The organism is Corallococcus sp. AS-1-12 (assembly GCF_020036995.1).
Lineage (GTDB): Bacteria > Myxococcota > Myxococcia > Myxococcales > Myxococcaceae > Corallococcus.
In genome coordinates this window covers 128,006-149,747 of the sequence record NZ_JAIQDD010000006.1, presented here as the reverse complement: position 1 = coordinate 149,747, position 21,742 = coordinate 128,006, and the positions used below count along the sequence as shown (strand labels likewise).

The following is a 21,742-nucleotide window of genomic DNA, read 5'->3' as shown; positions in this document are numbered from 1 at the left end:
CACGCGCGGCGACGTCGCGGGCGACGTGACGTTCCCGGTGCTCTACGAGGCCCAGGTGCGTCGCGCGCCGGACTCGCAGGCGCTGGTGTTCGAGGATGCCTCGCTGACGTACGCGCAATTGGACGCGCGGGCGAACCAGTTGGCGCACCACCTGCGCACGCTGGGCGTCGGGCCCGAGGTGCGCGTGGCGCTCTGCGTGGAGCGTTCGCTGGAGCTCGCGGTGGCGATGCTCGGCATCCAGAAGGCCGGTGGCGCCTTCGTGCCGTTGGATCCGTCCTACCCGCGTGAGCGCCTGTCCTTCATGCTGGAGGACAGCGGCGCGCCCGTGCTGGTGACGCAGGCGTCGCTGAGCCAGCAACTGCCCACCGACGGCCTGCGCGTGGTGCGCATGGACGTGGAGGCGGCGCACCTGCGCACGCTGCCGGAGACCGCTCCGCCCTCCAGCGCCAACGCCGACACCCTGGCGTACGTCATCTACACGTCCGGCTCCACGGGCCGCCCCAAGGGCACGCTCCTGCCGCACCGGGGCCTCAACAACACCGCCCGGCAGGCCGCCGCGGCGAAGGGCCTGGGCACGGGCCGCCGCGCGTTGCAGTACGCGGCGTCCAGCTTCGACGCCAGCGTGTGGGAGGTGTTCAGCACGCTCGTGTCCGGGGCCACGCTGGTGCTCGCGCCTCGCGACCGGCTGCTGCCGGACGAGCCGCTGCGCACGCTGCTTCAGCAGCAGCGCATCACCACCGTGACGCTGACGCCGTCGGTGCTCGCGCAGTTGAGCACGGACGGGCTGGACGGGCTGTCCACCATCGTCTCCGCCGGTGAGGCGCTGAGCGTGGAGATGGCTCGCAAGTGGGGGCAGGGGAGGACGCTGATCAACGCGTACGGCCCCACCGAGACCACGGTCTGCGCGACCCTCACGTACGGCGGCGTCCGGGCGGAGCGCCTGACCATCGGCAAGCCGCTGGCGAACGTGCAGGTGTACGTGCTGGACGCCCTGCACCACCCGGTGCCCGTGGGCGTGGCCGGTGAGCTGTACGTCGCGGGCGAAGGCCTGGCGCGCGGCTACCAGGGCCGGCCGGACATGACGGCCGAGAAGTTCGTCCCCCACCCGTTCAGCCAGGAGCCCGGCGCGCGGCTGTACCGCACCGGCGACCGCGTGCGCTGGCTGGCCGAGGGTGAGATCGAATACCTGGGCCGCATCGACCACCAGGTGAAGGTGCGCGGCTTCCGCATCGAGCTGGGAGAGATCGAGGCCGTGCTGCTGCGCCACGCGGACGTGCGCGAGGCGGCGGTCGTGGTGCGCGAGGACGTGCCGGGTGACAAGCGGCTCGTCGGCTACGTCGTGCCGCAGCCGGGACGGACGGTGGACGCGGCCTCGCTGCGCAAGCACCTGAAGGACGGCGTGCCGGAGTACATGGTGCCGTCGGCGTTCATGGTGCTGGACGCGCTGCCGATGACGCCCGCCGGCAAGGTGGACCGCAAGGCCCTGCCGGCCCCCACGGGCGCGCTCACGCGTCCTGACGCCTACGTGGCCCCGCGCACGCCGACGGAAGAGCGCGTGGCGGCCCTCTTCGCGCGCGTGCTCACCGTGGAGCGCGTGGGCGCGGAGGATTCGTTCTTCGAGCTGGGCGGCCACTCGCTGATGGCCACGCAGTTGGTGTCGCGCCTGCGCGGCGAGTTCCAGGTGGAGCTGCCCCTGCGCGCGCTCTTCGAGTCCCCGACGGTGGCCGCCCTGGCCGCCCGCGTGGACGAGGCCACCGGCGCCGAGCGGAAGTTCAAGACGCCGCCGCTCAAGCCCGCCTCGCGCGAGGGCTCGCTGCCGCTGTCGTTCGATCAGGAGCGCCTCTGGCTCTTCGAGCAGCTCACGCCGGGCACGCCCATCTACAACGTGCCCAGCGCGGCCCGCCTGAGCGGCGACCTGGACGTCGACGTGCTCCGCCGCGGCCTGGAGGAGATCGTCCGGCGCCACGAGGCGCTGCGCACCGTCTTCCACCAGGACGCGTCCGGTTCTCCCGTGCAGGTCGTCCTGCCGGCGAAGCCGTTCGTGCTGCCCGTGGTGGACCTGTCCTCGCTGCCCACCGACCAGGCGGAGGCCGAGGCCCGCAAGCACCTGAACGCGGAGGCCGCCCGGCCGTTCGACCTGGTGCAGGGCCCGCTGCTGCGCGCCCAGCTCCTGAAGCTGAGCGCGCGCGAGCACGTGCTGTGCCTCGCCATGCACCACATCGTGGTGGATGGCTGGGCCGTGGGCGTGTTCATGAACGAGCTCCAGGCGCTCTACACCGCGTTCTCTCGCGGCGAGCCCTCGCCGCTGCCCGCGCTGCCCGTGCAGTACGCGGACTACACGCTCTGGCACCGCCAGTGGCTGAGCGGCGACGTGCTGGAGCAGCAGATCTCCTGGTGGAAGAAGCAGCTCGCCGGAGCGCCCCGCATCACGCTGCGCACGGACGCGCCGCGCCCCGCGGGCGACCGCTTCCACGGTGACAGCCGCCGCTTCCACCTGTCCCCGGACCTCACGTCCCGCATCGAGGCGCTGGGACGAGGGGAGGGCGCCACGCTGTTCATGGTGCTGCTCGCCGCGTTCGACGCGCTCCTGCACCGCCGCACGGGCCAGGACGACATCGTCGTGGGCACGGACATCGCGAACCGCGCCCGCGAGGAGCTGGAGTCCCTGGTCGGCTTCTTCACCAACCAGCTCGTCCTGCGCACGCAGGTGTCGGGCGACCTGTCCTTCCGCGCGCTGCTGGACCGCGTGCGCAAGGGGACCCTGGACGCGTACGAGCACCAGGACCTGCCCTTCGGCACCCTGGTGCAGGCGCTCAAGCCGCCGCGCGAGCCGGGTGGCCAGCTCTTCAACGTGAAGTTCGTGCTGGAGAACGCGCCGCTGCCGCCGCTCCAGCTCCCCGGCCTGGAGCTGAGCCTCCTGGACGCGGAGACGAACGGGACCGCGAAGTGGGACCTGCTCGTCGTCGTGTTCCCGTGGCAGGGCGGGCTCACCGTCACGGTGGAGCACAACACGGACGTGCTCGACCGCGCGTCGGCGGAGCGCCTGTTCGCCCACTTCGAGACGCTGCTGCGCGCCGTCGTGGACGACCCGGAGCGCCGCATCGGCACGCTGCCGCTGCTCACGCCGGATGAGCGCCATACGCTCGCCGCGTGGAACGACCGCCCGCGGACGTACCCGCACGGCCAGCCCGTGTCGCGCGTCTTCGAGGCGCAGGCCGCCCGCGCCCCGGACGCGGTGGCCGTGAGCTTCGAGGGTGAGACGCTCACCGCCGGCCAGCTCAACGCGCGCGCCAACCAGCTCGCGCACCACCTGCGCGCGCTGGGCGTCAGGCCCGGCAAGCGCGTGGGCGTGTCCCTGGAGCGCTCGCTGGACCTCGTCGTGGCGGTGCTGGGCATCGCCAAGGCGGGCGGCGCGTACGTGCCGCTCGACCCCAGCTTCCCCACCGAGCGCCTCTCGATGCTCATCGAGGACGCGGGCCTGTCCGCGCTCGTCAGCGTCTCCGCCATCGCGGACGAGCTGCCCGCGCAGTGGCTCCAGGTGGTCTGCCTGGATGACGACGCGGCCGCGCTCGCGAAGCGTCCGGAGGCGAACCTCGACACCGCGCCCACGGGCGAGGACGAGCTGTACGTCCTCTACACGTCCGGCTCCACGGGCCGGCCCAAGGGCGTGTCCGTGCCCCACCGCGCCGTGGTGCGCCTGGTGTGCGGACCGGAGTGGGTGAGCCTGTCGTCGAAGGAGGTCTTCCTCCAGTTGGCGCCGCTCGCGTTCGACGCGTCCACCCTCGAGCTGTGGGGCGCGATGCTCAACGGCGCGAAGCTGGCCGTATTCCCGCCGCGCGCGCCCACCCTGGACGAGCTGGGCCAGGTCATCACCCGCGAGGGCGTGAGCACGCTGTGGCTCACCGCCGGCCTGTTCCACCAGATGGTGGACGGCAACCTGGACGGCCTGCGTCCCGTGCGCCAGCTCCTGGCGGGGGGTGACGTGCTGTCCCCCGCGCACGTGCTGCGCGTGATGGAGCAACTGCCGGGCTGCCGCGTCATCAACGGCTACGGCCCCACGGAGAACACGACGTTCACCGCGTGCTACCCGGTGGAGGACGCGAGCGCGCTGGGCATCTCCGTGCCCATCGGCCGTCCCATCAACGGCACGCGCGTGCACGTCCTCAACGCGTCCCTGGAGCCCGTGCCCCTGGGCGCCCCCGGCGAGCTGTTCGCGGGCGGCGACGGTCTGGCGCACGGCTACCTGAACCAGCCGGAGCTGACGGCGGAGAAGTTCATCCCGGATCCGTTCAGCACCGTGCCGGGCGCGCGGCTGTACCGCACCGGCGATCTGGTCCGCTTCCGCGCGGACGGCACGCTGGAGTTCCTGGGCCGCATCGACCAGCAGGTGAAGGTGCGCGGCTTCCGCATCGAGCCGGGAGAGATTGAAGCGGCGCTGCGCGGACACCCGTCCGTGCTCGACGTCACCGTCGCCGTGCAGGAGGTCGCGGGCGAGAAGGCCCTGGTGGCCTACGTCGTCACGGAGGAGGGCGCGGAGCCCCTGGGCGTGGACACGATGCGCGCGTTCCTGCACGACAAGCTGCCCGCGTACATGGTGCCCACGGCGCTGATGGCGCTGGACGCGCTGCCGCTCACGCCCAACGGCAAGGTGGACCGCCGCGCGCTGCCCGTGCCCGGCAGCGAGCGTCCGCAGATGTCCACCGCGTACGCCGCGCCCCGCACCCCGGAGGAGACGGCGCTGTGCGAGGTGTGGGCGGAGACGCTGGGCGTGGAGCGCGTCGGTATCGACGACAGCTTCTACGACCTGGGCGGTGACTCCATCCGCAGCATCCAGCTCATCGCGAAGCTGCGCGAGCGCGGGCTGGATCTGCCCATGGTGGAGCTGCTGCGTCAGCCCACCATCCGCGCGCTGGGCAACCTGGTGCACGCGGCCCCGTCCAAGGCCGCGGCGCAGGCCATCCCGGGCTCGGAGCCCTTCAGCCTGCTGTCCGACGCGGACCGCGCGCGCCTGCCCTCGGACGTGGAGGACGCGTACCCGGTGGCCGTGCTCCAGGCCGGCATGCTCTTCCAGAGCGAGCTGGACCAGGCGTCCGGCATGTACCACGACGCCACCAGCTACCACCTGGAGATGGCGCTGGACGAGGCGAAGATGCGCCAGTTGCTGGCCGAGCTGGCCCGCCGCCACGCCATCCTGCGCACGTCGTTCGACCTCACCGGTTACGAGCAGCCGTTGCAGCTCGTGCACCGCGAGGCCCAGGTGCCGCTGGAGCTCCACGACGTGCGCCACGTGCCCGCCTCCGAGCAGGACGCGCTGCTGCGCAAGCTCGTGGAGGAGGACCGCTGCCGTCCGTTCGACTGGAGCCGCGCGCCGCTCCTGCGCTTCGCGATCTACCGGCGCTCGGAGAAGACGCTCCAGTTCTCGCTCATCTTCCACCACGCCATCCTGGATGGCTGGAGCCTCGCGACGCTGCTGTCGGAGCTGTTCCGCGGCTACGTGAACCTGCTGCGCGGCACGCCGGCCCCGGAGGCGGCGCCGCTGGCCGTCACCTACCGCCAGTTCGTCGCGCTGGAGCACCAGTCGCTCACCTCCGGCGAGGGCGAGCGGTTCTGGAAGTCGCGCCTGTCGGAAGTGGACCGTCCTGCTCCCCGCGCGCCGCTGCCCGCGGGCCAGGAGCCGGTGCTGAGCATGCGGCAGGTGGACGTGCCCGCCGCGCTCCAGGAAGGCCTGCAGCGCGTGGCGCAGGCGGCCAACGTGCCGCTCAAGACCGTGCTGCTGGCGGCGCACCTGCGCGTGCGCGCGCTCATGGAGGGACAGCGCTCGGTGGTGACGGGCGTGGTCTCCAACGGCCGTCCGGAGACGGCCGACAGTGAGCGCATGGTCGGCCTGTTCCTCAACAGCATCCCGTTCCCGGTGACGCTGGAGGACGGCACGTGGCTGGACCTGGTGCGCCAGGTCTCCAAGGCGGACGGCGACATCTGGCCGCACCGCCGCTACCCCATGGGCCGGTTGCAGCAGCAGTTGGGGGGCCAGCGGCTGTTCGAGACCATCTTCAACTTCGTCCACTTCCACGTGGCCGGAGGCCTGTCGCAGCTCGAAGGCGTGCGCCTGCTGGAGGAGACGCCGTCCACCGCGTGGATGGAGCTGCCGCTGAGCACGCTGTTCCTCCAGCGCCCGGACACCGGCGCGCTGATGCTCGTGCTGCGCACCAACGGCACGCAGCGCGACGCGGACCAGACGGAGGCGCTGGCGGGCTACTACTTCCGCGCCCTCGAAGCGATGGCCGCCAACCCGCACGCGCGTCACGAGCACGCGCGGCTGCTGCCGGACGCGGAGCGCCAGAAGCTGCTGGTGGAGTGGAACGCCACGGGCTCCCAGCCCGCGGGCGACACCTGCGTCCACGAGCGCTTCGCCGTCTACGCGGCCCGCACGCCGGACGCGGTGGCGGTGGCCTGCGACGACGGCCAGCTCACCTACGGGGAGCTGAACCGCCGGGCCAACCAGCTCGCGCACTGGCTGCGCGCGCGCGGCGTGGGCCCGGATGCGCGCGTGGGCCTGCTCACCGAGCGCACCCCGGAGGCCATCGTCGGCATGATGGGCATCCTCAAGGCCGGCGGCGCGTACGTGCCGCTGGATCCGTCGCATCCGCCGGAGCGCCTGCGCACGGTGCTGGAGGACGCGTCGGCTTCACTCGTCGTGACGCAGGCCTCGCTCGCCGCGCACGTGGCGGACGCCTCCAGGGGACACGTGTGCCTGGACTCCGACGCCGCGATGCTGTCGCGCGAGCGTGAGGACGACCCCACGCGCCTGGGCGACGCGAGCTCCCTGGCCTACGTCATCTTCACGTCCGGCTCCACGGGCCGGCCCAAGGGCGTGGCCATCGAGCACCGTCAGCTCAACCACTACGTGGAGGGCGTGACGCTCCGGCTGGAGCTGCCCCCGGCGGCGAGCTTCGCGTCGGTGTCCACGCTGGCCGCGGACCTGGGCCACACCGCCGTCTTCCCGACGCTGAGCGGCGGCGGCACGCTGCACCTCATCTCCCGCGACCGCGCGTCCGACCCGGCCGCGCTGGGCGACTACTTCCAGCGCCACGCGGTGGACTGCTTGAAGATCGTCCCCTCGCACCTGACGGCGCTCCTGTCGTCGCCGTCGCCCGAGCGCGTCCTGCCTCGCAAGCGGCTGGTGCTGGGCGGTGAGGCGTCCGACCCGGCGCTCGTGGCGCGCGTGCACGCGCTCGTGCCCGGGCTCGAGGTCTTCAACCACTACGGCCCCACGGAGACCACGGTCGGCGTGCTGACGTGGAAGGTGGAGCGGGGCACGCAACTGTCGGCCACGGCCTCCGTGCCGCTGGGCCGTCCGCTGCCCAACGCGCGGATGTACGTGCTGGACGCGGCGCTCCAGCCCGTCCCCGTGGGCGTGCCCGGCGAGCTGTTCATCGGCGGCGCGGGCGTGGCCCGGGGCTACCTGGGCCGGCCGGACCTCACGATGGAGCGCTTCCTCGCGGATCCGTTCCACCCGGAGCCGGGCGCGCGCGTGTACCGCACGGGCGACCGCGTCCGCTACCTGCCGGACGGCGCGCTGGAGTTCCTGGGCCGCGTCGACTTCCAGGTGAAGGTGCGCGGCTTCCGCATCGAGCTGCCGGAAATCGAAGCCGCGATGAGCGGCCTGCCCGGCGTCGCGGAGGTCGTCGTGCTGGCGCGCGAGGACGTGCCGGGCGACAAGCGCCTGGTGGCCTACGTCGTCGCGGTGCCCGGCCACACGCTGGAGGCCGGGGCGCTGCGCCAGGGCCTGAAGTCGCGGCTGCCGGACTACATGGTGCCGTCCGCCTTCGTCGTGCTGGACGCGCTGCCCCTCACGTCCAATGGCAAGGTGGACCGCCGCGCGCTGCCCGCGCCGGAGAAGGAGACCGAAGCCGGCCGCGCCCACGTGGCCCCGCGCACTCCCACCGAGGAGCTCATCGCGGGCCTGTGGTCCAAGCTGCTGGGCGTGGAGCGCGTGGGTGTGAAGGACGACTTCTTCGCGCTCGGCGGCCACTCGCTGCTGGCGACGCAGATGATCTCCCGCATCCGGAGCGCGTTCCGCGTGGAGCTGCCCCTGCGCGCGCTCTTCGAGGCGACCACGGTGGAGACGCTCTCCGCCCGCGTGGACGAGGCGGTCCGCCAGGGCTTCGGCCTGGAGGCGCCGGCCATCGTGCCGCTGTCTCGCGAGCACACGCTGCCGCTGTCGTTCGCGCAGCAGCGCCTGTGGTTCCTGGACCAGTTGGAGCCGGACAGCGCGTTCTACAACATCGCCGCGCCGGTGATGCTGGACGGCGCGCTGGAAGTGGCCCCGCTGGAGCAGGCCTTCACGGAGCTGGTGCGCCGTCACGAGGTGCTGCGCACCACCTTCCGCGCGGAGGGCGGCAACCCGGTGCAGGTCGTCCACCCGGCGGCCCCCATGCCGCTGCCGCTCGTGGACCTCACGCACCTGCCGGAGGGCGAGCGCGAGGCGAAGGCGCAGCGGCTGGCGGACGAGGACGCGGGCAGGCCGTTCAACCTGGCCACGGGCCCGCTCTTGCGCGCCACGCTGGTGCGCATCTCGGACGTGCGCCACATGCTGCTGCTCACGGTGCACCACATCGTGTCCGACGGCTGGTCGCGCGGCGTGCTCGTGCGCGAAGTGGCCGCGCTCTACGAGGCCTTCCGCCAGGGCAAGCCGTCGCCCCTGCCGGAGCTGCCGGTGCAGTACGCGGACTACTCGGGCTGGCAGCGCGGCTGGCTCCAGGGCGACGTGCTGAAGAAGCAGGTCGGCTACTGGAAGCAGCAGTTGTCCGGCGCGCCCTCCGCGCTGGAGCTGCCCACGGACTTCCCGCGCCCGGCGGTGCAGACGTACCGCGGTGAGACGCTGCCCTTCACGCTGCCGCGCGAGCTGTCGGAGGCCCTGCGCGCCCTGGCGCTGAAGGAAGGCGTCACGCCGTACATGCTGCTGCTCACCGCGTGGCAGGTGCTGCTGGCGCGCCACGCGGGCCAGGACGACGTCACGGTGGGCTCGCCCGTGGCCGGCCGTGGCCGCATGGAGACCGAAGGACTCATCGGCTTCTTCATCAACACGCTCGTGCTGCGCACGCGGCTGGAAGGGGACCCCTCGTTCCGCCAGGTGCTCGCGCGGGTGCGGGAGTCGGTGCTGGGCGCGCACGCGCACCAGGAAGTGCCCTTCGAGAAGCTGGTGGAGGAGCTGCAGCCGGTGCGCGACACCAGCCGCTCGCCGCTCTTCCAGGTGTGGTTCGTGCTGCACCAGGAGCTGGCGGCGAAGCTGTCCGTGCCGGGCCTCACCCTGAGCGCCTACGAGGCGGAGGCGCGCACCGCGAAGTTCGACCTGGCCCTGTCCATGCTGGACGCGGCGGACGGCTTCGTGGGCCGCCTGGAGTACAACTCCGACCTGTTCGCCCGCGCGACCGCGGAGCGGATGATGGCGCGCCTGCACGTGCTGCTCTCGGGCATCGTCGCGACGCCCGAGTCGCCCGTGGGCGAGATGCCCCTGCTGTCCGCCGAGGAGCGGCACCAGGTGCTGGTGGGCTGGAACAGCGCGCGCGCGGAGCTGCCGCGCGAGGCGACCATCCACTCGCTCATCGAAGCGCACGCGGAAGCAACGCCGGACGCGGTGGCGCTCGTGTACGAGGACCAGTCGCTCACGTACGCGGAGCTGGATGTGAAGGCCAACCAGCTCGCGCACCACCTGCGCCGCCGCTACGTCGGGCGCGAGGTGCGCGTGGCGCTCTGCCTGGAGCGCTCGTTGGAGCTCGTGGTGGGCATGCTCGGCATCCTCAAGGCCGGCGGCGCGTTCATCCCGTTGGATCCGTCGTACCCGGTCGAGCGGCTCGACTACATGCTGGCGGACTCGGGCGCGCCGGTGCTGGTGACGCAGGAGTCGCTGATGGACTCGCTGCCCACCGACGGCCGCCTGACCATCCAGTTGGACATGGACGTGGACGCCATCGAGCGGATGCCGGAGGAGGCGCCGCGCTCGGGCGTGTCCGCCCACAACCTGGCGTACATCATCTACACGTCCGGTTCGACGGGCCGCCCCAAGGGCACGCTGCTCCAGCACGAGGGCCTGGTGAACACGGCCCTGCGCGCCGCCGCGGCGAAGCGGGTGGGGCCGGGCAGCCGCGTGTTGCAGTACGCGGCGTCCAGCTTCGATGCCAGCGTGTGGGAGATCTTCAGCACCCTGGCCGCGGGCGCCACGCTGGTGCTGGCGCCGCGCGACCGGCTGATGCCGGACGAGCCGCTGCGCACGCTGCTGAAGGAGCAGGGCATCACCACGGCCACGCTGACCCCGTCGGTGCTCGCGCAGTTGAGCACGGAGGGGCTGGAGGGCCTGCGCAGCGTCGTGTCCGCCGGTGAAGCGCTGAGCGTGGAGCTGGCGCGCAAGTGGGGCGCGGGGCGCCTCATGATCAACGCCTACGGCCCCACGGAGGCCACGGTCTGCGCGACGCTGACCGAAGGCGGCGTGAACCCGGAGCGGATCACCATTGGCAAGCCCTGGGCGAACGCGCAGGTGTACGTGCTGGACGCGTCGCGGCGTCCGGTGCCGGTGGGCGTGGCCGGTGAGCTGTACATCGGCGGCGTGGCGCTGGCGCGCGGCTACCAGGGCCGGCCGGACCTGACGGCGGAGAAGTTCGTGCCGCATCCGTTCAGCCAGGAGCCGGGCGCCCGCGTGTACCGCACGGGCGACCGCGTGCGGTGGCTGGCGACGGGCGAGCTGGAGTACCTGGGCCGCATCGACTTCCAGGTGAAGGTGCGCGGCTTCCGCATCGAGCTGGGCGAGGTCGAGTCCGTGCTGCTGCACCACACGGACATCCGTGAGGCGGCGGTGGTGGTGCGCGAGGACGCGCCGGGCGACAAGCGCCTGGTGGCCTACGTCGTCGCGCAGGAGGACACCGAGCTGGACGTGGCGGAGCTGCGGCGTCACCTGAAGGGCGAGGTGCCGGAGTACATGGTGCCGTCCGCCTTCGTGGTGCTGGACGCGCTGCCGATGACGCCCGCGGGCAAGGTGGACCGCAAGGCGCTGCCCGCGCCGTCCGACGCCCGCACGGAGCGCAGCGAGGAGGAGTTCGCCGCGCCGCGCACGCCGACGGAGGAGCTGCTCGCCACGGTCTGGACGGAGGTCCTGGGCGTGGAGCGGGTGGGGGTGCGCGACAACTTCTTCGACCTGGGCGGGCACTCGCTGCTGGCCACGCAGGTCGCCTCGCGCATCCGCGAGGCGTTCGGCGTGGAGCTGCCGCTGCGCGCGCTCTTCGAGGCGCCCACCATCGCGGACCTGGCCCAGCGCGTGGATCACTCCGTGCGTTCGGAGCAGGGGCTCCAGGCGCCGCCCATCGTGCCGCTGCCGCGCGAGGGCTCGCTGCCGCTGGGGCTTGCCCAGCAGCGCCTGTGGTTCCTGGACCAGATGGAGCCGGACAGCGCGTTCTACAACATCGTGCTGCCCGTCCGTCTGGAGGGCGAGCTGGACCTGGGCGTGCTGGAGCGGACCTTCACGGAGCTGGTGCGCCGGCATGAATCGCTGCGCACCACGTTCCACGCGGAGGGCGACCAGCCCGTGCAGCGCATCCACGCGCCCGCGCCGGCGTCGCTCAACGTCGTGGACCTGAGCGGCCTGCCGGACGCGGAGCGCGAGGCCGAGGCGAAGCGCCTGGCCGACGCGGAGACCAACCGCGGCTTCAAGCTGGACACGGGGCCGCTCATGCGCGCCCTCGTCCTGCGCATGTCCCAGACGGAGCACGTGCTGCTCCTGTCGCTGCACCACATCATCACGGACGGCTGGTCCATGAGCCTGCTCGTCCGGGAGATCGCCGCCATCTACGCGGCCTTCCGCGAGGACAAGCCGTCGCCGCTGCCGGAGCTGCCGGTGCAGTACGCGGACTACGCGGGCTGGCAGCGCGAGTGGCTGCGCAGCGACGTGATGGGCAAGCACGTGGAGTACTGGCGGCAGCAGCTCTCCGGCGCGCCCTCCGCGCTGGAGCTGCCCACGGACTTCCCGCGCCCGGCGGTGATGACGTACTCGGGCGGCGGCGTGGCGGTGAAGGTGCCGCAGGCGCTGTCGCAGCGGATCAAGGCGCTGTGCCGCGAGAAGGGCGTGACGCCGTTCATGTTCCTGCTGGCGGCGTGGCAGGTGCTCCTGGCGCGCCACGCGGGCCAGGACGACATCAGCGTGGGCTCGCCGGCCGCGGGCCGCGGGCACTCGTCGACGGAGGGCATCATCGGCTTCTTCGTCAACACGCTGGTGCTGCGCGCGAAGCTGGAGGGCAACCCGTCCTTCCGCGACGTGCTGACCCAGGTGCGTGACACGGTGCTGTCCGCGCACGTCCACCAGGAGGTGCCGTTCGAGAAGCTGGTGGAGGAGCTGCACCCGGTGCGCGACACCAGCCGCTCGCCGCTCTTCCAGGCCATGTTCGTGCTCCAGGCGGAGGAGCTGTCCGGTCAGGTGTCCGTGGCCGGCCTCACGCTGAAGACGTTCGAAGCGGAAGCGCGCACGGCCAAGTTCGACATGTCCCTGTCGCTGGCGGACGCGTCCGAGGGCTTCCTGGGCCGGCTCGCGTACAACTCCGACCTGTACTCCCGCGCCACCGCCGAGCGGCTGGTGCAGCACCTCGTGATGATGCTGGAAGGCATCGCCGCGGACATGGACCAGCGCGTGATGGCGCTGCCGCTCATGACGGAGGACGAGGCGCGGCAGGCGCTGGTGGTGTGGAACGACACCCGCGTGGAGTTCCCGCGCGAGGCGTGCATCCAGTCGTTCATCCAGGCGCATGCCCGCGCCACGCCGGACGCGGTGGCGCTCGTCTACGAGGACACGTCGCTCACGTTCGCGGAGCTGGACGCGAAGGCGAACCAGTTGGCGCACCACCTGCGCACCCTGGGCGTCGCGCCGGAGGTGCGCGTGGCGCTCTGCCTGGACCGCTCGCTGGACCTGGTGGTCGGCATGCTGGGCGTGCTCAAGGCCGGCGGCGCGTTCGTGCCGCTCGACCCGGCGTACCCCATCGACCGGCTCGACTACATGCTGGAGGACAGCGGCGCCACGGTGCTCGTGACGCGCGGCGAGCCCATGCCGGGCCTGCACGCGGAGGACCGCGTGGGGCTGCACCTGGATGACGTCCGCGACGTCCTCCAGGCCCTTCCCACCACGGCGCCGTCCGTGAACATGACCTCCGCCAACCTGGCGTACGTCATCTACACGTCCGGCTCCACGGGCCGTCCCAAGGGCACGCTCCTGCAGCACCAGGGCCTGGTGAACACGGCCCTGCAGGCGGGCCGCGCGCACCGCTACGCGCCGGGCAGCCGCGTCTTGCAGTACGCGGCGTCCAGCTTCGACGCGAGCGTGTGCGAGGTCTTCGGCACGCTCGTCGCCGGGGCCACGCTGGTGCTCGCGCCGCGCGACCGGCTGCTGCCGGACGAGCCGCTGCGCACGCTGCTCCAGCAGCAGCGCATCACCGCCGTCACCCTGACGCCGTCGGTGCTCGCGCAGTTGGGCACGGAGGGGCTGGAGGGGCTGCGCACCGTCATCTCCGCGGGCGAGGCGCTGAGCGTGGAGCTGGCGCGCAAGTGGGGCGAAGGGCGCTTGATGATCAACGCCTACGGCCCCACGGAGGCCACGGTCTGCGCGACGCTGACCGAGAACGGCGCGAACCCGGAGCGGCTCACCATCGGCAAGCCGTGGGCGAACGTTCAGGTGTACGTGCTGGACGCCGCGCTCCGGCCGCAGCCGGCGGGTGTCCCGGGCGAGCTGTACGTGGCGGGCGTGGGCCTGGCGCGTGGCTACCAGGGCAGGCCGGACCTGACGGCGGAGCGGTTCATCCCGAACCCGTTCAGCCAGGAGCCGGGCGCGCGGCTGTACCGCACCGGCGACCGCGTGCGGTGGACGTCCTCGGCGGAGCTGGAGTACCTGGGCCGCATCGACTCGCAGGTGAAGGTGCGCGGCTTCCGCATCGAGCTGGGCGAGGTCGAGTCCGTGCTGCTGCACCACGCGGAGGTGCGTGAGGCGGCGGTGGTGGTGCGCGAGGACGCGCCGGGCGACAAGCGCCTGGTGGCGTACGTCGTGCCCCGGCAGGGCACGCTGGACGCGGTGGAGCTGCGCCGCCACCTGAAGACGGAGGTGCCGGAGTACATGGTGCCTTCGGCCTTCGTGGTGCTGGAGGCGCTGCCGCTGACGCCCGCGGGCAAGGTGGACCGCAAGGCCCTGCCCGCGCCGACGGGCGAGGTGTCGCGCTCGCGCGCCTTCGTGGCCGCGCGGACACCGACGGAGGAGCTGCTCGCGGCCCTCTTCGCGCAGTTGCTTTGCGTGGAGCGCGTGGGCGTGGAGGACCACTTCTTCGAGATGGGTGGCCACTCGCTCATGGCCACGCGGCTGGCGTCGCGCATCCGCGAGGCCTTCGACGTGGAGCTGCCGCTGCGGACGCTCTTCGAGGCGCCCACGGTGACGGACCTGGCCCGGCGCGTGGACACGCTCGTGGCGCAGGGCAGGGGCGTGAAGGCGCCGCCGCTCGTGGCGCTGCCGCGCGCGGAGCGGATGCCGCTGTCGTTCGCCCAGCAGCGCCTGTGGTTCCTCAACCAGTTGGAGCCGGACAGCGCCTTCTACAACCTCCCGCTGCCGGTGCGGCTGGAGGGCACGTTGGACGTGTCCGCGCTGGAGCGCGCCTTCACGGAGCTGGTGCGCCGCCACGAATCGCTGCGCACCACGTTCCCCATGCGTGACGGCCAGCCCGCGCAGGTCGTCCACCCGGCGGTGACGGTGTCCCTGCCGGTGGTGGACCTGTCCGCGCAGCCCGAGGCCGAGCGTGAGGCCGAGGCCCAGCGCCGGGCCAACGAAGAGGCGCAGCGTCCGTTCCACCTGGCGAACGGCCCGCTCCTGCGCGTGAAGCTGCTCAAGCTGGAGGCCCAGCGGCACGTGCTGCTCGCGACGATGCACCACATCGTCTCCGACGGCTGGTCCATGGGCGTGCTGGTGCGGGAGATGGCGGCCCTCTACGAGGCCTTCGCCTCCGGCCGCGCGCCGTCCCTGCCGGAGCTGCCGGTGCAGTACGCGGACTACGCGGGCTGGCAGCGCGGCTGGCTGCAGGGTGACGTGCTGGCCCAGCAGATGGCGTACTGGAAGCAGCAGCTCACCGGCGCGCCCGCCGCGCTGGAGCTGCCCACGGACCGCCCGCGTCCGGCGGTGCAGACGTACCGGGGCGCCAGCGTGAACCTGCGCGTGGGCAAGCCGGTGACGGACACGCTGAAGGCCCTGGCCCTCAAGGAGGGCGCCACGCCCTTCATGGTGCTCCTGGCCGCGTGGCAGGTGCTGCTCGCGCGCTACTCCGGTCAGGACGACGTGAGCGTGGGCACGCCCATCGCGGGCCGTGGCCGCACGGAGACCGAAGGCCTCATCGGCTTCTTCGTCAACACGCTGGTGCTGCGCACGAAGCTGGACGGCAACCCGTCCTTCCGCGCGCTGCTGGCCCAGGTGAAGGAGACGACGCTGGGCGCGTACGCGCACCAGGAGGTGCCGTTCGAGAAGCTGGTGGAGGAGCTGGCGCCCACGCGCGACACCAGCCGCACGCCGCTGTTCCAGGTGCTGCTGTCGTTCCAGAACGCGCCGGTGCCGGAGCTGGAGGTCAAGGGCCTCACGCTGCGCGCCGTCCCGCTGGAGCACCGCACCGCGCAGTTCGACCTGAACATGACCCTGTCGGAGGTGGACGGCGAGCTGCGCGGAGCCATGGAGTATAACTCCGACCTGTTCGACGCCGGCACCGCCGAGCGGATGCTGGAGCACCTCCGCGTCCTCCTGGAGGGCGTGGCGTCCCGGCCGGACGTGCCCGTGCAGCGCCTGCCGCTGCTCACCGAGGGCGAGAAGACGCAGCTCCTGACGACGTGGAACGACACGCGGGCCGACTTCCCGCGCGACGCCTGCATCCACCAGCGCTTCGAGGCGCAGGTGGCCCGCACCCCGGACGCCATCGCCGCGACCTTCGAGGGTGAGACGCTCACGTACCGGCAGTTGGACGCGAAGGCGAACCAGTTGGCGCACCACCTGCGCCGGCTGGGCGTGGGGCCGGAGGTGAAGGTCGCCCTGTGCCTGGAGCGCTCGCTGGAGATGGTCATCGCCGTGATGGGCGTGCTCAAGGCCGGCGGCGCCTACGTGCCGCTCGACCCGAAGTACCCGCTGGATCGCCTGTCCTTCATGCTGGAGGACACGCAGGTGCCGGTGGTGCTGACGCAGGACTCGCTGGCGGACGAGCTGCCCGTCACCACCCAGCAGCTCATCAGCCTGGATGGCGACTGGAAGCGGAGCATCTCCCGCGAGCGCGAGGACGCGCCCGTGACGGCGGTGTCCGCCGGCAACCTGGCCTACGTCATCTACACGTCCGGCTCCACGGGCCGGCCCAAGGGCGTGGCCATCGAACACCGCGGCGTGTCCAACTACCTGACGTGGTGCTTGTCCGCGTACGGGCTGGACACGGGAGCGGGCGCGCCGGTGCACTCGTCGCTCGCGTTCGACCTCACGGTCACCAGCATGCTGGCGCCGCTGGTCGCGGGCCGGGGCGTGGTGATGGTGTCGGAGACGCGGGGCGTGGAGGGCCTGGCGGACGTGCTGCGTGAGGGCACGGGCTTCAGCCTGGTGAAGCTGACGCCCAGCCACCTGCGGCTGTTGTCGGACCTCCTGGGCGCGGACGCGGCGGCGGGGCGCACGGGCGCCTTCGTCATCGGCGGCGAGGCGCTCTTCGCGGAGGAGCTGGCGTTCTGGCGCAAGCACGCGCCGGCCACGCGGCTCATCAACGAGTACGGCCCCACGGAGACGGTGGTGGGCTGCTCGGTGCACGTCGTGGCCCCGGAGGACTCGGGCTCCGGCGCGGTGCGCATCGGCAAGCCGCTGCCCAACACGCGGATGTACGTGCTGGATGCGCAGTCGCAGCCCGTGCCGGTGGGCGTGCCGGGTGAGCTGTACATCGGCGGCGTGCAGGTGGGCCGCGGCTACCTGGGCCGCCCGGAGCTCACGGCGGAGAAGTTCGTCCCGGATGCGTTCAGCACGGATGCCGGCGCGCGGCTGTACCGCTCCGGCGACCTGGCCCGTTGGCGCGCCGACGGCACGCTGGAGTACATGGGCCGCGTCGACCACCAGGTGAAGGTGCGCGGCTACCGCATCGAGCTGGGGGAGATCGAATCCGCCCTCATGGGCGCCTACGGCGTCCGCGAGTCCGTGGTCGTCGTCCGCGAGGACGTGGCCGGCGACAAGCGGCTGGTGGCCTACGTCGCGGGTGACGTGGAGGTCCTGGATCGCAAGGGCCTGCGCGAGCACCTGGAGCGCACGCTGCCGGAGTACATGGTGCCGTCCGCCTTCGTGGTGATGGAGGCGCTGCCGGTGACCTCCAACGGCAAGGTGGACCGCAAGGCGCTGCCCGTCCCCAGCGACGAGCGCGCGCAGGACGAGGCGTTCATCGCGCCGCGCACCCCCACGGAGCAGCTCCTCGCCGGAGCGTGGAGCGAGCTGCTCAACGTGGAGCGCGTGGGCTCGACGGACGACTTCTTCGAGCTGGGCGGACACTCGCTGCTGGCCACGCAGGTGCTGTCGCGCGTGCGGAGCATCTTCCGGATCGACCTGCAGTTGCGGGACGTCTTCAACGCGCCCACGGTGCAGAAGCTGTCCGTCCTCATCGACCAGGCGCTCCAGGCCGGCGCGGGCACCCAGGCGCCCGCCATCGTGCCGCTGCCGCGCGAAGGCCGCCTGCCGCTGTCCTTCGCCCAGCAGCGCCTGTGGTTCCTGCACCAGTTGGACGCGTCCAGCCCGGCCTACAACGTGCCCATGGTCCTTCGCCTGAAGGGCTCGCTGGACGTGACGGCGCTGGAGCAGAGCTTCACGGAGCTGGTGCGCCGGCACGAATCGCTGCGCACGTCGTTCCATCTGGACCATGGCCAGGCCACGCAGGTCATCCACCCGGCGGTGTCGCTGCCGCTCCCGGTGGTGGACCTCTCCGACATCCCGGACCCCGAGCGCCATGACGAGGCGCGCCGGCTCGCGGACGAAGAAGCGGTGCACCCGTTCCAGTTGGCCACCGGTCCGCTGCTGCGCGTGAAGCTGCTCAAGCTGGATGAGAAGGAGCACATCCTCCTGCTCGTCATGCACCACATCGTCTCCGACGGTTGGTCCATGGGCGTGCTGGTGCGCGAGATGGCCGCGTCCTACGAGGCCTTCTCCAACGGCGGCACGCCGTCCCTGCCGCAGTTGCCGGTGCAGTACGCGGACTACGCGGGCTGGCAGCGCGGCTGGCTCCAGGGCGAGGTGCTGGAGAAGCAGCTCGGCTACTGGAAGCAGCAGCTCACCGGCGCGCCCTCCGCGCTGGAGCTGCCCACGGACCGTCCGCGTCCGGCGGTGCAGACGTCGCACGGCTCCAGCGTCCCGGTGAAGGTCGGCCGGGAGCTGACGGAGACGCTCAAGGCGCTGGCGCTGAAGGAGGGCACCACGCCCTTCATGGTCCTCCTGGCCGCGTGGCAGACGCTGCTGTCCCGCTACTCCGGACAGGACGACATCAGCGTGGGCACGCCCATCGCGGGCCGCCAGCGCGCGGAGACGGAGGGCCTCATCGGCTTCTTCGTCAACACGCTGGTGCTGCGCACGAAGCTGGACGGCGACCCCACGTTCCGCGAGCTGCTGGGCCGCGTGCGGGAGACGACGCTGGGCGCGTACGCGCACCAGGAGGTGCCCTTCGAGAAGCTGGTGGAGGAGCTGGCGCCCACGCGCGACACCAGCCGCACGCCGCTGTTCCAGGTGTCCATGACGCTGCAGAACGCGCCGGAGGGGTCGTTCCACCTGACGGGCCTCACCCTGGAAGGCGTGGAGGTGGAGCACCGCACCGCGAAGTTCGACCTGTCGCTGGGCCTCACGGAGACGGCGAACGGCATCGAGGGCGGGCTCGAGTTCAACACCGACCTGTTCGACGCGAGCACCGCCGAGCGGCTCGCCCGTCACCTGGGCGTGTTGCTGGAGGGCATCGGGGCGAACCCGGACGCGCGGCTGCACCAGTTGCCGCTGCTCGCGGAGGAGGACCGCGAGCAGGTGGTGGCCGGCTGGAACACCCACGCGCGCTTCCCGGTGGACGCGTGCCTGCACACGCTGTTCGAGCGTCAGGCGGCGCGCACCCCGGACGCCGTCGCGGTCACCTACGCCGAACAGCGCCTCACGTACCGCGAGCTGGACACGCGGGCGAACCAGTTGGCGCACCACCTGCGCACGCTGGGCGTGGGGCCGGAGGTGCTGGTGGGCCTCGCGGTGGAGCGCTCGCTGGAGCTGATGGTGGGCCTCTTGGCCATCCTCAAGGCCGGCGGCGCGTACCTGCCCATGGATCCGGCGTACCCGCGCGAGCGCCTGGAGTTCATGGTGGAGGACGCGCGCGTGCCGGTGGTGCTCACGCAGCAGCACCTGCTGGACGTGGTGCCGTCGGGCGCGGCGAAGCGCCTGTGCCTGGACTCGGAGGCCGCCGCGTGGGCCTCCGCGCCCACCACGACGCCGGACAGCGGCGTGGCGCCGCATCACCTGGCGTACGTCATCTACACGTCCGGCTCCACGGGCCGTCCCAAGGGCGCGCAGATTGAACACGCCCAGGTGGTGCGCCTCTTCGACGGCACGAAGCACTGGTTCGACTTCGGCGCGAAGGACGTGTGGACGCTGTTCCACTCGTACGCCTTCGACTTCTCCGTCTGGGAGATGTGGGGCGCGCTCCTGTACGGCGGCAAGCTGGTGGTGGTGCCGTACGAGGTCAGCCGCACGCCCGCGGACTTCCACGCGCTGCTCAAGCGCGAGGGCGTCACGGTGCTCAACCAGACGCCGTCCGCGTTCCGTCAGCTCATCCAGCACGAGGAGCGCACGGGCGACCACGAGGGCCTGTCCCTGCGCACGGTCGTGTTCGGCGGCGAGGCGCTGGAGTTCGGCAGCCTGCGTCCGTGGTACGCGCGCCACGCGGACAACGCGCCGGTGCTCGTCAACATGTACGGCATCACGGAGACGACCGTTCACGTGACCTACCGCGCGCTCAAGGCGGCGGACGCGGAGGGCGGGCGCGGCAGCGAGGTGGGCGTCGCGATCCCGGACCTCCAGGTGTACGTGCTGGATGCGCACGGGCAGCCGGTGCCTCCGGGCGTCACGGGGGAGATGTACGTGGGCGGCGACGGCCTCAGCCGCGGCTACCTGGGCCGGCCGGAGCTGACCGCGCAGCGCTTCATCCCGGATCCGTTCAGCACCGTTCCGGGCGCGCGGCTCTACCGCTCCGGCGACCTGGCGCGGTGGCGTCCCAACGGCACGCTGGAGTACCTGGGCCGTGCGGACTTCCAGGTGAAGGTGCGCGGCTTCCGCATCGAGCTGGGCGAAATCGAAGCGGGCCTGCTCTCGCACCCGAGCGTGCGCGAGGCCGTGGTGCTGGTGCGCGAGGACGTGCCGGGCGACAAGCGCCTGGTGGCGTACCTGGTGGGCGCGCCGGGCCAGGCCGTGGCGGGACCCCAGGAGCTGCGCGAGCAGTTGCGGCGCACGCTGCCGGAGTACATGGTGCCGTCCGCCTTCGTGACGCTGGACACGCTGCCGCTCACGTCCAACGGCAAGGTGGACCGCCGCGCGCTGCCCGCGCCGGACACCACGCGCGCGGAGGCCTCCACGCTGGTGGTGGCGCGCACGCCGCTGCAACTGCAGTTGGTCCGCGTCTGGGAGGAGACGCTGGGGATGTCGCCCATTGGCATCCGCGACGACTTCTTCGACCTGGGCGGCCACTCCATGCTGGCGGTGCAGCTCATGGGCCGCATCCAGCAGCTCACCGGCAAGAACCTGCCCCTGGCGTCGCTGTTCCAGGCGTCGACGGTGGAGCAGTTGGCCGCGCTGCTGGAGGCGGATTCACGCGCCTGGTCGCCGCTGGTGGCGCTGAAGCCGGAGGGGACGAAGCCTCCGCTCTTCGCCATCCACCCGGCGGGCGGCGGCGTCCTCTGCTACGTGGACCTGGCGCGCGAGCTGGACGCGGATCAGCCGTGCTACGGCCTGCAGGCCCGGGGCACCGAGGGCGAGGAGCCCCTGGGCACCGTGGCGGAGATGGCCGCGCTGTACCTGTCGGCCGTGCGCGAGGTGCAGCCGCACGGGCCCTACCACCTGGCGGGCTGGTCGCTGGGCGGCATCATCGCCTTCGAGATGGCGCGGCAGTTGCGCGCCGTGGGCGAAGAGGTGGCGCTGCTGGCGAGCATCGACGCGTACACCGTGCAGCACATGGTGCCGGACAAGACGCCGGAGCAGGTCCTGGAGGACATGCTCACCTCCGAGCTCACCATGATGCTGGCCGCCACCACCGGCCGCGATCCCATGGAGCTGCGCGAGCGCATCTCGAAGATGACGCAGGCGGAGCGTGTGAACTACTTCTACGAGGTGGGCAGCCAGGGCGACACGCAGATCGCCGACGTGGGCGTGGAGCGCGTGCGCAACCTGTACCGGGTGTTCGAGTCCACCTCGCGCGCCTTCACGCAGTACGACGCGAAGCCGCTCGACGGGAAGCTCGTGCTCCTGCGCGCCAGCCAGCGGCCGGACACGCGTGAGCACACCGGCTGGGAGGAGCTCGTCACCGGCGGTGTGGAGATCGTGGACATGCCGGGCACGCACATGACGATGATGCGCAAGCCGCTGATCACCAACGTGGCGCGGGAGCTCCAGTCCCGCATCGTCACGCACACGACGCCGGTGGACGACCTGAAGAAGAAGCTCGGGTAG

At 72.2% G+C, this 21,742-nt stretch carries 1 protein-coding gene (only partly in view); it reads left to right on the top strand.

Features of this window, described 5'->3' with window-relative positions; genetic code table 11:
* Positions 1-21,742, top strand: the 3' portion of a protein-coding gene (locus tag K8556_RS12305) for a non-ribosomal peptide synthetase (RefSeq protein WP_223740244.1). 9,761 nt of this gene lie to the left of the window's left edge; only the last 21,742 of its 31,503 coding nucleotides appear in the window; its start codon lies beyond the left edge, outside the window; its stop codon occupies positions 21,740-21,742.